The 13,158-nt window shown below is 62.6% G+C and carries 13 protein-coding genes; 4 read left to right on the forward strand and 9 right to left on the reverse strand.

The genetic code is table 11. From position 1 onward, the window contains the following. Positions 1-3: 3 nt before the first annotated feature. The 4 genes from INQ47_RS05615 to exbB all read right to left on the reverse strand — a co-directional run bounded on the left by INQ47_RS05615 (position 4) and on the right by exbB (position 3,159). On the reverse strand, positions 4-930 hold the full coding sequence (locus INQ47_RS05615) for a hydrogen peroxide-inducible genes activator (RefSeq protein WP_012274839.1): 927 nt from the start codon (positions 928-930) through the stop codon (positions 4-6). 94 nt (positions 931-1,024) lie between these two features. Next, entirely contained in the window at positions 1,025-1,756 is a 732-nt protein-coding gene (locus INQ47_RS05620; RefSeq protein ID WP_021785257.1) for an energy transducer TonB, read from the reverse strand. Further along, a complete protein-coding gene (gene exbD, locus INQ47_RS05625) occupies positions 1,753-2,181 on the reverse strand; it encodes a TonB system transport protein ExbD (protein WP_003253367.1) in 429 nt (142 codons plus the stop codon). Before exbD ends, INQ47_RS05620 begins: the two co-directional genes overlap by 4 nt. Positions 2,182-2,184: 3 nt before the next feature. Beyond that, positions 2,185-3,159 carry a tonB-system energizer ExbB gene (exbB, locus tag INQ47_RS05630; RefSeq protein ID WP_252461176.1) on the reverse strand — a complete coding sequence of 325 codons (975 nt, stop codon included), beginning with the start codon at positions 3,157-3,159 and terminating at the stop codon, positions 2,185-2,187. A 189-nt stretch (positions 3,160-3,348) separates the two neighbouring features. Here exbB and INQ47_RS05635 point away from each other — a divergent pair, with 189 nt between their 5' ends. Beyond that, a complete protein-coding gene (locus tag INQ47_RS05635; protein WP_404701304.1) occupies positions 3,349-4,206 on the forward strand; it encodes an SDR family oxidoreductase in 858 nt (285 codons plus the stop codon). Between the two features lie 169 nt (positions 4,207-4,375). Here INQ47_RS05635 and INQ47_RS05640 read toward each other — a convergent pair whose 3' ends face one another. From INQ47_RS05640 to INQ47_RS05660, 5 genes are all read right to left on the reverse strand, one after another. After that, entirely contained in the window at positions 4,376-5,107 is a 732-nt protein-coding gene (locus INQ47_RS05640; protein ID WP_404701305.1) for a hypothetical protein, read from the reverse strand. A gap of 57 nt (positions 5,108-5,164) precedes the next feature. Beyond that, positions 5,165-5,545, reverse strand: coding sequence for a RidA family protein (locus INQ47_RS05645; protein WP_003253379.1), 381 nt, complete (start codon positions 5,543-5,545; stop codon positions 5,165-5,167). 23 nt (positions 5,546-5,568) lie between these two features. Further along, positions 5,569-7,677, reverse strand: a complete 2,109-nt coding sequence (spoT, locus tag INQ47_RS05650) for a bifunctional GTP diphosphokinase/guanosine-3',5'-bis pyrophosphate 3'-pyrophosphohydrolase (protein ID WP_021785253.1) — start codon at positions 7,675-7,677, stop codon at positions 5,569-5,571. A gap of 59 nt (positions 7,678-7,736) precedes the next feature. Continuing rightward, a complete protein-coding gene (gene rpoZ / locus INQ47_RS05655; RefSeq protein ID WP_003253383.1) occupies positions 7,737-8,000 on the reverse strand; it encodes a DNA-directed RNA polymerase subunit omega in 264 nt (87 codons plus the stop codon). A gap of 240 nt (positions 8,001-8,240) precedes the next feature. Then, positions 8,241-9,113 (reverse strand): LysR family transcriptional regulator, encoded by an 873-nt coding sequence (locus INQ47_RS05660; RefSeq protein ID WP_252461173.1) that lies wholly within the window; start codon positions 9,111-9,113, stop codon positions 8,241-8,243. A 205-nt stretch (positions 9,114-9,318) separates the two neighbouring features. Between INQ47_RS05660 and INQ47_RS05665 the strand changes: the two genes are divergently transcribed. The 3 genes from INQ47_RS05665 (at position 9,319) to INQ47_RS05675 (ending at position 13,134) form a co-directional block, all read left to right on the forward strand. Beyond that, complete coding sequence (locus INQ47_RS05665) at positions 9,319-10,701, forward strand: glutamine synthetase family protein (protein ID WP_021785251.1); 1,383 nt, start codon at positions 9,319-9,321, stop codon at positions 10,699-10,701. 4 nt (positions 10,702-10,705) lie between these two features. Next, positions 10,706-11,473: a gamma-glutamyl-gamma-aminobutyrate hydrolase family protein gene (locus INQ47_RS05670; protein ID WP_404701306.1), complete on the forward strand. Its 768-nt coding sequence runs from the start codon at positions 10,706-10,708 to the stop codon at positions 11,471-11,473. Positions 11,474-11,592: 119 nt separating this feature from the next. Next, the gene (locus INQ47_RS05675; RefSeq protein WP_176682886.1) at positions 11,593-13,134 is read left to right on the forward strand and encodes an APC family permease; all 1,542 of its coding nucleotides are present in this window, start codon (positions 11,593-11,595) and stop codon (positions 13,132-13,134) included. The last annotated feature ends 24 nt before the right edge of the window (positions 13,135-13,158 follow it).

The raw sequence follows: 13,158 nt of genomic DNA on the forward strand, positions 1-13,158 counted from the left end.
GACTCAGGCCGGTTGTTCCGCAGGGTTTTTGGCGACCGAGCACAGGCGGATCGAATCGGCGAGGATCTCGATGGCCTTTGGCCGGGGGAAACTGGCGCGCCAGGCGATGGCTACCGTGCGGAATGGTGCCGGTGCCGTCAGCGGGCGCACTTCGATGACGCCGGGGGCGTAGTGATGGCTGTGCACGGCCGACAGCGGCAGGATCGATACGCCAAGGCCCGAAGCCACCATGTGACGGATGGTTTCCAGCGAGCTGGACTCGACCGTGGTGTGCCTTGAGCCTTCACCCCCCTTGTTCAGGGTAGGGCAGGCTTCCAGTACCTGGTCGCGGAAGCAGTGGCCCTCACCGAGCAGCAACAGGCTCTTGTCGTTGAGCATGGCAGTGTCGATGGTCTTCTTCGCCGTCCATGGGTGGTCGGCAGGCATCAGGGCGCAGAACGGTTCGTCGTAGAGCGGTAGCGTCAGCACGTCGGCTTCGTTGAACGGCAGGGCGATGATCACCGCGTCCAGTTCGCCGTTGCGCAGCTTTTCGCGCAGTACGTGGGTGAAGTTTTCTTCGATGTACAGCGGCATTTGCGGCGCCACGCGGTGCAGCTGCGGGATCAGGTGCGGGAACAGATAGGGGCCGACGGTGTAGATGGCGCCGACCTTGAGCGGGGCGGTCAGCTGATTCTTGCCGGCCTGGGCCAGTTCGCGAATGCCTTGGGCCTGCTCCAGTACCTTCTGCGCTTGGGCGACGATGCTTTCGCCGACCGGGGTCAGACGTACTGCGCTTTTGCTGCGCTCGAAGATCAGAACGCCAAGCTCGTCCTCGAGCTTCTTCACACCGACCGACAGAGTTGGTTGGCTCACGTGACAGCGCTCGGCGGCATGGCCGAAGTGCTGTTCCTGGGCGAGTGTGACGATGTAGCGTAATTCGGTGAGGGTCATAACGTGCGTCCATGAAGTTGCGGGCCCAGCATAGCGGCTGCAATCGATAGACGCACGTTATCAGACTTGCCGAATTGTGACAGAAGCAAAAGTCTCAGCGGCGGTCCAGTGAGTAGACGAACGGTGCCACGACTTCAATCGTGCCATTGTTCAGCAACTCGGGTGGCGGCTTGGGTACCTTGCCGGCCCGACGGATCATTTCCAGGGTCGCCCGATCGAGTGAGGCACTGCCTGAACCACCGGCCATGGAGTACGACACGACCTTGCCTTCGGCGTCGACCACGAAGCGCAGGCGGTTCATGCCTTGCAGGCCGCGACGGCGCGCGTCTTCCGGGTAGCGCTTGTACTTGGCCAGGTGGCGCAGCAGGTCGCTCTGCCAGGTTGGCAGTGCTTTGCTGTTGGACGCAATGCTCGGAGCCGGTGCCGCGGACTTCTGCGGTGGCGTGTTGCTGGGTGGTGCGTCCACCGTTTGCTCGGTGGGTGGCGCTTCCTTCGGCGGCTCAGGCTTTTTCTCGGGCTTGGGCGGCTGGGGCTTGGCCTTCGGCTTGGGCGGCTTGGGGATGGCGATCTTGGGCTTGGGCGCTTCTGCCAGCTTCGGCAACGGTGGTTCCTCGACCGGGGCCGGTGGCTGCGGAGCTGCCTTTGGGGGTGGTGGTGGCGCAGGCTCCGGCAACGGTGCCAGTTCGACCATCATCGCTGCCGGGGGCAGTTCGATGGCCTGGGGCACCGACCAGTTGAGCGTCAGCAGCACGGCGACCACGTGCACGCCCAGCACGATCGCCAGGCTGCCACCGTAGCGCGCCATGTTAGAGCGCGTTTTCATCATTTCTTGGCTGCCGTCTCGAGACCTACCAGACCGACTTTCAGGTAGCCGGCCGCGCGCATGTTGTTCATCACTTCCATCAGGTCGCCGTAATCCACGCCTTTGTCAGCCTGGAAGAAGATGGTGGTTTCCTTGTCGCCCTTGGTCTTGGCGTCGAGCATCGGGCCAAGCTGGTCGGGTGCAGCCACCTGGTCGTCGCCGACATACAGCTTCTGGTCGGCCTTGACGCTGACGAACACCGGCTTCTCTGGCCTTGGCGCCGGTTTGGCGGTTGAGGCCGGCAGGTCGACCTTGATGTCGACCGTGGCCAAGGGAGCGGCGACCATGAAGATGATCAGCAGCACCAGCATCACGTCGATGAACGGCGTAACGTTGATTTCGTGGTTTTCGGCGAGGTCGTCGCCACCTTCGTTGAGATGCAGGCCCATGGCTTACCCCACTTTCACCATGTGCGGGGCGGCGCGCTCGCTGCCCTGGTGGTCCAGATCACGGCTGACCAGCAGCAGTACCTGGGCGGAGGCATCGGACACCTGCGCCTTGTAACCGGCAATGGAGCGGGCGAAGACGTTGTAGATGACCACGGCCGGGATTGCCGCGACCAGGCCCAGAGCAGTGGCCAGCAGCGCTTCGGCGATACCTGGGGCAACGACGGCCAGGTTGGTGGTCTGGGTCTTGGCGATGCCGATGAAGCTATTCATGATGCCCCATACGGTACCGAACAGGCCGACGAACGGCGCGGTGGAGCCGATGGTTGCGAGGACGCCGGTGCCGCTGCTCATGGTACGGCCGCTGGCATGCACCAGGCGCTCCAGACGGAAGCTGACGCGTTCCTTGATGCCTTCTTTTTCGCGAGCGTTCGCCGAAAGACGCATCTCTTCGAGGGCATCATGGACCAGGGTATGGGCCAGGGTGCCTTCCTTGTTGGAGACTTCGCTGGCTTCCTTCAGGGTGGTGGACTTCTTCAGCTGGGCGATTTCGCCACGCAGGCGGCGCTTGGCGCCCATCAGCTCGAAGCCTTTGGCAATCCAGATGGTCCAGGTGATGATGGAGGCGATGGCCAGGCCGATCATGACGATCTTCACCACGATGTCGGCGTTCTTGTACATGCCCCATGGGGACAGGTCATGGGCCATGCCCAGCGAGGTGTCTTCGACCAGGGCTTGAACGCTCGGGTCTGCCGCGGCCGGTGCATCTGCCGGGTTGGTGGCAGTGGCATCAGGCGCCGGCGCATCGGCTGGGGCAGCAGCGGGTGCGGCCGGGGCAGTGGCAGCAGCAGGCGTGGCGGCGTTGGTGGTTGGCTCATCGGCCATGGCCACCGGGGCCAGCACCAGGCTAAGTGTCAGCGCGGCGATGGCGCGCCAGGCGCGCGACGGGGTTGGCGAAGCGGAAGATTGAGTACGTGTCATGCTGGCCGGACCTGATGAAGAAAAAGTGAACGTTCTCCAAGGCCTCGATGCAGGCCGAGAACAAATTGGCGGCCATTATTGCAAGTAATTCTTGTTAACAAAAGTAATATTGTAGCTTTTTTCGCCTATGGTCTAGCCGCCTATCGTGTAGCGTGGCCTGGCTGATCAATTGGTCTAGGGAGTTTAGAGATGTCAGACCTTTCCGTGATGGTGGTGGGTTGTGGTGATGTGGGTGGGCGGCTGGCCAGGCAGATGTTGGCTAAAGGCTGGCAGGTGAGTGGCCTGCGCCGTTCGGTCGGTCAACTGCCTGCAGGGGTTCAGCCGGTTGCCGCAGATTTGGCCGAACCGTCGATGCCGCCGGCCTGGCCACAGGGGGCGCTGGACTACCTGGTGTATTGCGTGGCGGCCAGCCAGCACGATGAAGAGGGTTATCAGGCAGCTTATGTTGATGGTTTGCGCCATGTATTGGCCTGGTTGGCCGAGCGTGGTCAGCGCCCGCGTCGCCTGTTGTTCGTCTCCAGCAGCAGCGTGTATGCGCAGAAGGGCGGCGAGTGGATAGAGGAGGGCGCTGCCACCGAGCCTGAGGGCTATTCCGGGCGGGTGATGCTGGAGGCTGAACGGTTGGCATTGGGCAGCGGCATCCCGGCGAGCGTGGTCCGCCTGACCGGTATCTATGGCCCGGGGCGCGAGTGGTTGCTGAGCCAGGTGCGTCAGGGTTACCGCGTGGCCGAGGAGCCGCCGCTGTATGGCAACCGCATTCATGCCGAAGATGCCGCCAGCCTGCTGGCGTTTCTGCTGCAAGCCGATGCTGATGGCAAGGCAGTGGATGATTGCTACATCGGTGTCGACGATGACCCGGCGCCGCTGGCCGATGTGGTGGCCTGGCTACGGGCTTATATGGGGGTTACCGAATGGTCTGATGAGCAGCGGGTGCGGCGTACCGGCAGCAAGCGCTGCAGTAATGCCCGGGCGCGGGCGCTGGGTTGGGCGCCGGTATATCCGAGCTACAAGGAAGGCTACGCCGCGATCCTGGCAGGAAAAGCCTAGCTGGCAACTGGCGCGATGCCTTGTGGGAGCAACTGTCTTGCTCAATTTCTAAAAGCTGGCGCGATCCCTGTGGGAGCGGGCTTGCCCGCGAACACGGGCGAAGCCCGTGCCATCCACCGTGGTGTCTTCTTCGCGGGTAAACCCGCTCCTACAGGGGCCGCGCATCATCTCAGGTGCGCTCCAGCGTCCACTGACGCTTGCCGGCTGCCAGCTCCGGCATTTCATCCGGCTGCGCACGGTTCACTGCCTGGAAAATCTCCAGCTTGTCGCCATCGCGCTTGATGATGAACGGTGCACCACGCTGGTTGCGCTCCAGCCACAGGCTGTCATTGCTGCCACCCATGGTCGCACAATCACCCGCCAGGCACAGGGCGAAGCGGTCCGGCCCGGGTAGGCCGGTGACGTTGCCGGTGTCGCTGAAGCGCACGCTGGCACCTTTGCCCTGGCCTTCGACGATCTTCCAGTTACCACCCAGGTAGGCCTGGTACAGCGCCTTCTCGAAGCTGCTGCCTAGTGGTGCATTGGCTGCCGCCGGCGCCTTGGCGCGTACGAAAGTTTGCTTGGCGCCACTCTGGTCGACGGCCAGCAGCTCGTCGCCATCGAGCGAAAGCTGCTCGGTCTGGCCGCCTTGGAAGCGGGCCTGCCATTGCTTGTCACTGGCGCTCAGCTGGCCGTCAGCGGCCTCGAAACCATTGCTATAGCTGGCTTGCTGATTGGCCACGTCGAGCTTCCACTCGAACACTGGGCCATGCTCATTCAGGGCCTGGCGCAGGCTACCGGCTTTGACCGCCGCAGTGATTGCTTCCTGGTTGATCCAGATGCCGTTGAAGTCTTCGGGTTTGTGGCTGGTGCAGCCGCCCAGTAGCAGGGCTGCCAGCGCGAAGGGCAGTGCTTGACGCATGACGGGGTAACCTTGCGGAGTAAGAAGGGTGACGGGCAGGGGCCCGTCACCAGGGCATCATTCGATGACCAGGATGGCGTCCATTTCGACCTGAGAGCCTTTTGGCAGCGCGGCAACGCCGATGGCGGCGCGGGCTGGGTAGGGCTGTTCGAAGTAGCGGCCCATCACCTCGTTGACCTTGGCGAAGTGGCTCAGGTCGGTGAGGAAGATGTTCAGTTTCACGATGTCCTTGAACGAACCGCCAGCGGCTTCAGCCACGGCCTTGAGGTTCTCGAACACCTGCACGGTCTGGGCCTCGAAGCCTTCGACCAGTTCCATGGTCTTCGGGTCCAGAGGGATCTGGCCCGACATGTACACGGTGTTGCCGGCCTTGATCGCCTGCGAGTAGGTGCCGATGGCGGCAGGGGCCTTGTCGCTGTTGATGACGGTTTTGCTCATGATGACTCCTTGCGGTTGGCGGACTACGTACGCATGCGGGTGATGCGGACCACACCGGTCAGGGTACGCAGCTTCTTGATCACACGCGCCAGGTGCACGCGGTCGTGCACGCTGACCACCAGTTGGACCACGCTGATACGGCCGTCGCGTTCGTCCATGCTGATCTTTTCGATGTTGCCGTCGGCGGCGTTGACGCTGCTGGCCAGCAGGGCGATCAGCCCGCGCTGGTGTTCCAGTTCGACACGCAGTTCGACATTGAACTCGCCAGTGATGTCCTTGGCCCAGGAGAGCTGCACACACTTTTCGGGGTTGTGGCGGATTTCACTGATGTTGCGGCAGTTCTCCAGGTGCACGACCATGCCCTTGCCGGCCGACAGGTGGCCGACAATCGGGTCACCCGGGATCGGCGTGCAGCACTTGGCGTAACTCAGCACCAGGCCTTCGGTACCGCGGATCGCCAGCGGGCCTTCTGGCGCAGGCAGCTGTTCGCCTTCGGCCGACAGCAGGCGGCGCGCGACCACGTAGGCCATGCGGTTGCCCAGGCCGATGTCTTCGAGCAGGTCTTCTATCAGCTCCAGGCGGTACTCGGCGAGAATGGACTGGATGCGTTCCTGGGGGATTTTCTCCAGGCTGCTGTCGAAGCCGGTGAGCACCTTGTTCAGCAGGCGCTCGCCCAGGCTGATGGACTCCGAGCGGCGCTGTTGCTTGAGCGCGTGGCGGATATTCGTGCGCGCCTTGCCGGAGACCACAAAGTTGAGCCAGGCCGGGTTTGGCCGAGCGCCCGGGGCGCTGACGATTTCCACTGTCGAGCCGCTTTGTAGCGGTTCGGACAGCGGCGCCAGGCGGCGGTTGATGCGGCACGCGATGCAACTGTTGCCAACGTCGGTGTGCACCGCGTAGGCGAAATCGACGGCCGTGGAGCCTTTGGGCAACTCCATGATCCGGCCTTTGGGCGTGAACACGTAGACCTCGTCCGGGAATAGGTCGATCTTCACGCTCTCGATGAATTCCAGGGAGTTGCCGGCACGTTGCTGCAGTTCGAGGATACCCTTGACCCACTGGCGGGCACGTGCGTGGCTGCCCTTGGGCTGCTCGTCGTCGTTGGACTTGTAAAGCCAGTGCGCGGCGATGCCGTTGTTGGCCATCTCTTCCATTTCGCGGGTGCGGATCTGGATTTCGATGGGCACGCCGTGCATGCCGAACAGGGTGGTGTGCAACGACTGGTAGCCGTTGGCCTTGGGGATCGCGATGTAATCCTTGAAGCGCCCGGGCAGCGGCTTGTAGAGGTTGTGCACGGCGCCGAGCACGCGGTAGCAGGTGTCCACCTTGTCGACGATGATGCGGAAGGCATACACGTCCATGATCTCGTTGAAGGCACGGCGCTTGCCGCGCATCTTCTTGTAGATGCCATAGAGGTGTTTCTGTCGACCGCTGACCTCGCCCTCGATGCCGTCGGCGGCCAGGCAGTTGGCCAGCGAGTGTTCGATCTTGGCGACGATCTCTTTGCGGTTGCCGCGTGCGCTCTTCACTGCACGGTGAATCAGCGACGAGCGCATCGGGTGCATGGCCTTGAAACCAAGGTCTTCGAACTCCACGCGCACATTGTGCATCCCCAGGCGGTTGGCGATGGGGGCGTAGATCTCGAGGGTTTCCTTGGCGATGCGCCGGCGTTTTTCGCCAGACAGCACTTCCAGGGTGCGCATGTTGTGCAGACGGTCGGCCAGCTTGACCAGGATCACGCGAATGTCGCGGGCCATGGCCATGGCCATCTTCTGGAAGTTTTCCGCCTGCGCCTCGGCCTTGGTTTCGAAATTCATCTGGGTCAGCTTGCTGACCCCATCGACCAGTTCGGCCACGGTCTCGCCAAACTGCTGGCTGAGGGCTTCCTTGGCGATGCCGGTGTCTTCGATCACATCGTGCAGCATGGCCGCCATCAGGCTCTGATGGTCCATGTGCATGTCGGCGAGGATGCTGGCCACGGCCAGCGGGTGGGTCACGTAGGGCTCGCCGCTGCGGCGGCGTTGCCCATCGTGGGCCTGTTCGGCGTAGAAATAGGCACGCCGGACCAGGTTGACCTGTTCGGGGCCAAGATAGGTCGACAGCCGTTCGGCCAAGGCTTCTATACCCGGCATGGGTTCACCTCCTGCCGAGGAAGAGGGCCTTGCGCCGTACGACGTCGACCTGGCATCAATCAGACAGCCTCGTTGTTCTCGTCCTCGAACGCGGCGAACACCGGATCCTCGGTGACGATCTCTTCAGCGGCGATGAACTCGTTGGTGACGATGCCTTCAGCAATTTCACGCAGGGCAACAACGGTTGGCTTGTCGTTTTCCCACGCAACGCGTGGCTCTTTGCCGCCGGTCGCCAGCTGGCGAGCGCGCTTGGTCGAGAGCATGACCAGCTCAAAGCGGTTATCCACGTGTTCCAGGCAGTCTTCAACAGTTACGCGGGCCATGGTCTTCCTCAGTAGCAATTGCGGTGGGCGTGCAGCCCATTAGTGGGCAGGCGGACTCGATAGTATAAAAATTCACCAGCCAATAGGGAAGCGCTGTTTTGCCGGGCGGTACCTGCAAACTCTGCGATGCCTTCTTCGCGGGTGAACCCGCTCCTACAGGGACCGCGTAGCTTGTAGCGGCGGGTTTACCCGCGAAAGAGCCGGAACAGACACACTCAGTGCATGAGCTTGACGATAACCTCAGAGCATCGCGTCACGCAACCGCGGGGTCAGCTCTTCGAACAAGGTCTGCACCGAGCGCAACGCCCGGCAATCCGGCCGGGTCAGCAGCCACAACTGGGTGTCGCAGCCGGGCAGGGGGCCGCTCAGTGCATCCACCCCGGGCAGCGCATGCACCATGTAGTCCGGCAGTGCTGCCACGCCCAGGCCGGCCGTGACCAACTGGGCGATGGTCGACATGCTGCTGCACTGGTAGCGCGGGCTCAGGCCCGGGTATTGTTGGTTGCGCCAGACCACCGTAGGGTGGTCCTGCATCGAGTCGTCAGGTGCGATCCACGGCGCGCTGGCGGGCGACTCGCTCAGGCGCTCGCGCCACTGTGGGTGGCCGCAGACTACATAGGAGGTAGAACCCAGGTTGCGGCCCACCAGGTGCTCTGGTGGCGTGTTGGTCAGGCGCAGGGCAATATCGGCGTCGCGCCGGCTGAGGTTGGCGAAGGTGTTGGAGGTGCCCATCTCCAGCGACAAGGCCGGGTAGTTGGGCATGAACTCGGCCAGCGCCGGCAGCAACAGGCTGTGCATCACCGCCTCGGTGCAGGTCAGGCGCACCGTGCCGCTGACCACTTGCTCGCCACTGGTCATGGCAATGCGCGCCGCTTCCAGCGCCTGCTCGGCACGTTCGGCCTGCTCAGCCAAGGCCTGGGCGGTGTCAGTCGGCAGATAGCCCTTTCGGCTCTTGACGAACAAGGCGGTGCCCAGCGCCGACTCCAATCGGCGGATCGAGCGGAACACGGTCGAAACGTCGACTTTGAGCAGTTCGGCGGCTTTGGCCAGCGAGCGGCCACGTTCCAGTGCCAGGACCAGAGAGAGGTCGGCGTGGGTAATCTGATATTGCATTGATGCACGCTCTGCTTGCCAAATTGCCAATGTCTGTTGCGTCTGGGCCATTTTATAGTGAAACGGCCCCCCGGAATCAATGCGCCCGGTCGGGTAACCAGTCCCCACGATGGGAAAGTGAAAACAACAACAGCTGCAACCATCGTCGCCCGTGAGGCGCCAGCCGTATCCCCACATCGCCGCAGCACATCAAAGGATGTACACCATGACGTCGGTAACCCCGTGCGCCAGTTCTTCCAGCGAGATGAATGACTTCCTCCAGGCCCATCCGGACACGCAGTACGTAGACCTGCTGATCTCCGACATGAACGGCGTGGTGCGTGGCAAGCGCATCGAGCGGGCCAGCCTGCACAAGGTGTACGAGAAGGGCATCAACCTGCCCGCATCGCTGTTTGCCCTTGATATCAACGGTTCCACTGTCGAAAGCACCGGCCTTGGCCTGGACATCGGCGACGCCGACCGCATCTGTTTCCCGATCCCCGGCACGCTGTCGGACGAGCCGTGGCAGAAGCGCCCCACCGCCCAGCTGCTGATGACCATGCACGAGCTGGATGGCCAGCCGTTCTTCGCCGACCCGCGTGAAGTGCTACGCCAGGTGGTGAGCAAGTTCGACGACCTGGGCCTGGATATTTGCGCCGCGTTCGAACTGGAGTTCTACCTGATCGACCAGGACAACCTCAACGGCCGCCCGCAGCCGCCGCGCTCGCCGATCTCCGGCAAGCGCCCGCATTCCACCCAGGTGTACCTGATCGACGACCTCGACGAGTACGCCGACTGCTTGCAGGACATGCTCGAAGCGGCCAAGGAACAGGGCCTGCCCGCCGACGCCATCGTCAAGGAAAGCGCACCGGCGCAGTTCGAGGTCAACTTGCACCACGTGGCTGATCCGCTGAAGGCCTGCGACTATGCGATCCTGCTCAAGCGCCTGATCAAGAACATCGCCTACGACCATGAAATGGACACCACTTTCATGGCCAAGCCCTACCCGGGCCAGGCAGGCAACGGCCTGCATGTGCACATTTCATTGCTGGACAAGAAAACTGGCAAGAACATCTTCGCCAGTGACGATCCGCTGCAAAGCGATACGCTGCGGCACGCCATCGGTGGCGTGCTGGAAACCATGCCGGCGTCAATGGCCTTCCTTTGCCCTAACATCAACTCCTACCGCCGCTTTGGTGCGCAGTTCTACGTGCCCAATGCACCGAGCTGGGGCCTGGACAACCGCACCGTGGCTGTACGCGTGCCCACCGACAGCAGCGACAATGTGCGCCTTGAACACCGTGTAGCTGGCGCCGATGCCAACCCGTACCTGATGCTCGCAGCGATCCTTGCCGGGGTTCACCACGGCCTGACCAACAAGGTCGAGCCCGAGGCGCCGATCGAAGGCAATTCCTACGAGCAACTGGAGCAAAGCCTGCCGAACAATCTGCGCGATGCCCTGCGCGCGCTGGATGACAGTGAAGTCCTCAACCAATACATCAGCCCGGACTACATCGATATCTTCGTGGCCTGCAAGGAAAGCGAACTGGCCGAGTTCGAAGTGTCGATTTCCGACCTCGAGTACAACTGGTACCTGCACACGGTGTAAGCCCATGAGCGCAAATGCGGTCCCTTTGATCGGTGTCAGCGCCTGCCGTCAGCAGGTAGGGAAGAACTCATCGCACACGGTCGGTGACAAATATGTCGAGGCAGCCGGCTTTGCCGGCTTGCCGTTGATCTTGCCGGCCCGTGATGGTGGCAGCGACTCGCAAGCGCTGCTGGCCAGCCTGCACGGCATTGTATTTACCGGCTCGCCTTCAAATATCGAGCCGCATCATTACAATGGCGCCCCCAGTGTGGCGGGTACCCGGCATGATCTGGCGCGTGATCGCCTGACCCTGCCGTTGCTACAGGCAGCCATTGCCGCCGGGGTGCCCGTATTCTGCATCTGCCGTGGCTACCAGGAACTGAACGTATCCCTTGGCGGCAGCCTGCACCAGCGTGTGCAGGAACTGCCTGGTTACCTTGACCACCGCGAACCTGAGGACGCCCCCCTGGAGGTGCAATACAGCCCTCGCCACTCGGTCAGTATTGAGCCTGGCGGGTTGTTCGAGCGCCTGGGCCTGGCGGCGCAGTTCGAAGTCAATTCGCTGCACAGCCAGGGCATCGACCGTCTGGCCCCTGGCCTGCGCGCTGAGGCGCGGGCTCCGGATGGCCTGATTGAGGCGGTGTCCATGCCGGCGGCGCCGGGCTTTGTGCTCGGCGTGCAGTGGCACCCGGAATGGCGCTTCAACGAAAACCCGGTCTCGCTGCGTCTGTTTCAGGCGTTTCGCGAGGCCTGCATTGCCTACGCAGCACGGGAGGGCTTACGGCAGGAATGATTCTGACGTCAGCCGAAGGTCTCGGATGACTCGTCCCCGATAGCAAACTTTCAATGAGTGAAAGCGAGCCTTGTACTCAAGGCTTGTGAAAACAATTCCAAAATCTACGGCAAATACTCATGAGCAATTACACAGAAGCCGGTCGCCCACCCGATGTGGCGGCCGACGCGGGCAACACTCAGCGCAGCAAAGGCCTGGCCAAGGGCCGCTTGGGCCTGCTGGCCAGCGTGGTGCTGGGCATTTCCACCATCGCCCCGGTCTATACCCTGACCGGCGCCCTTGGCCCTACCGTGCGTGAGGTGGGTGCCCACCTGCCTGCCGTGTTCATTGTGGGCTTCCTGCCGATGCTGCTGGTGGCCCTGGGCTATCGCGAGCTGAACTCGGCGGAGCCGGACAGTGGTACTTCGTTTACCTGGTCGGCGCGTGCGTTCGGCCCGATGATCGGCTGGATCGGCGGCTGGGGACTGGTGGTTGCCACCACGATCGTGCTGTCAAACCTGGCAGGGGTGGCGGTGGACTTCTTCTACCTGTTCCTTGGGCAGATCACCGGCAAGCACGAACTGGCAGCGTTGGCCGACAATCTTTTGATCAACATCATTACCTGTTGCGTGTTCATTGGCTTGGCAGTGTGGATCTGCTGTCGGGGTATCGCCACCACAATGACTGTGCAGTACGGCTTGGTGGCCCTGCAGTTGCTGGTGTTGATCGGCTTTGCTTTCGCCGCTTTCGGCGGCACCACCGCGCCTCCACCACTGGCGTTCGATTTCGCCTGGTTCAACCCGTTTGGTGTCGAGTCTTTCTCGGCCTTTGCTGCTGGCCTGTCGTTGTCGATCTTCATCTTCTGGGGCTGGGACACATGCCTGACCGTCAGTGAAGAGTCGGTGGGCAGCGAAGAGGTGCCGGGCAAGGCCGCTACCTGGACGGTGATGCTGATCCTTGGTCTGTACCTGTTCACCGCCATCGCCACCTTGCAGTTTGCCGGTATCAGCGAGACGGGGCTTGGCCTGAACAACCCGCGCATCCAGGAGAACGTCTTTGCCCACCTGGCCGGCCCGGTCATGGGGCCGCTGGCGATCCTGATGTCCATCGCCGTGCTGGCCAGTACGGCGGCGTCGCTGCAGTCCACCTTCGTGGCGCCGGCGCGCACCCTGTTGGCCATGGGTTATTACGGTGCGGTGCCGCAGAAGTTCGCCAGCGTCTGCCCGCGCTCGCAAACGCCACGCTATGCCACCATCTGCGCCGGCGTGGCCGCAGGCCTGTTCTACGTGACCATGCGTACGCTGAGCGAGAACGTACTGGCAGATACCATCACTGCACTGGGCATGATGATCTGCTTCTACTATTCGCTGACCGCGTTTGCCTGCGTCTGGTATTTCCGCGACAGCCTGTTTGACAGCCTGCGCCACTTCATCATGCGCGGCCTGTGCCCGCTGGTGGGTGGGGTGATCTTGTCGGTGATCTTCGTGCGTACCGCCATCGACAGCGCCTCGCCGGACTTCGGCAGCGGCTCGCATGTGGGTGGGGTGGGGCTGGTGTTCGTGATTGCCGCGATCATCTCGGTGCTGGGTATCGGGCTGATGATCCTGTCGCGCATGCGTGCGCCGGCGTACTTCCTCGGGGCTACCCTGCGCCAGCAGGCTACCTTGCCGCTGCAGGAATAAATAATTGGGGCCGCTTTGCGGCCC

Source organism: Pseudomonas sp. 3HC3 (assembly GCF_044904505.1).
Lineage (GTDB): Bacteria > Pseudomonadota > Gammaproteobacteria > Pseudomonadales > Pseudomonadaceae > Aquipseudomonas > Aquipseudomonas putida_Y.

Excerpts from the sequence above, each read along its gene's own strand:
- INQ47_RS05615 (WP_012274839.1), bottom strand. The coding sequence starts at position 930 with ATGACCCTCACCGAATTACGCTACATCGTCACACTCGCCCAGGAACAG.
- INQ47_RS05620 (WP_021785257.1), bottom strand. The coding sequence starts at position 1,756 with ATGATGAAAACGCGCTCTAACATGGCGCGCTACGGTGGCAGCCTGGCG.
- exbD (WP_003253367.1), bottom strand. The coding sequence starts at position 2,181 with ATGGGCCTGCATCTCAACGAAGGTGGCGACGACCTCGCCGAAAACCAC.
- exbB (WP_252461176.1), bottom strand. The coding sequence starts at position 3,159 with ATGACACGTACTCAATCTTCCGCTTCGCCAACCCCGTCGCGCGCCTGG.
- INQ47_RS05635 (WP_404701304.1), top strand. The coding sequence starts at position 3,349 with ATGTCAGACCTTTCCGTGATGGTGGTGGGTTGTGGTGATGTGGGTGGG.
- INQ47_RS05640 (WP_404701305.1), bottom strand. The coding sequence starts at position 5,107 with ATGCGTCAAGCACTGCCCTTCGCGCTGGCAGCCCTGCTACTGGGCGGC.
- INQ47_RS05645 (WP_003253379.1), bottom strand. The coding sequence starts at position 5,545 with ATGAGCAAAACCGTCATCAACAGCGACAAGGCCCCTGCCGCCATCGGC.
- spoT (WP_021785253.1), bottom strand. The coding sequence starts at position 7,677 with ATGCCGGGTATAGAAGCCTTGGCCGAACGGCTGTCGACCTATCTTGGC.
- rpoZ (WP_003253383.1), bottom strand. The coding sequence starts at position 8,000 with ATGGCCCGCGTAACTGTTGAAGACTGCCTGGAACACGTGGATAACCGC.
- INQ47_RS05660 (WP_252461173.1), bottom strand. The coding sequence starts at position 9,113 with ATGCAATATCAGATTACCCACGCCGACCTCTCTCTGGTCCTGGCACTG.
- INQ47_RS05665 (WP_021785251.1), top strand. The coding sequence starts at position 9,319 with ATGACGTCGGTAACCCCGTGCGCCAGTTCTTCCAGCGAGATGAATGAC.
- INQ47_RS05670 (WP_404701306.1), top strand. The coding sequence starts at position 10,706 with ATGAGCGCAAATGCGGTCCCTTTGATCGGTGTCAGCGCCTGCCGTCAG.
- INQ47_RS05675 (WP_176682886.1), top strand. The coding sequence starts at position 11,593 with ATGAGCAATTACACAGAAGCCGGTCGCCCACCCGATGTGGCGGCCGAC.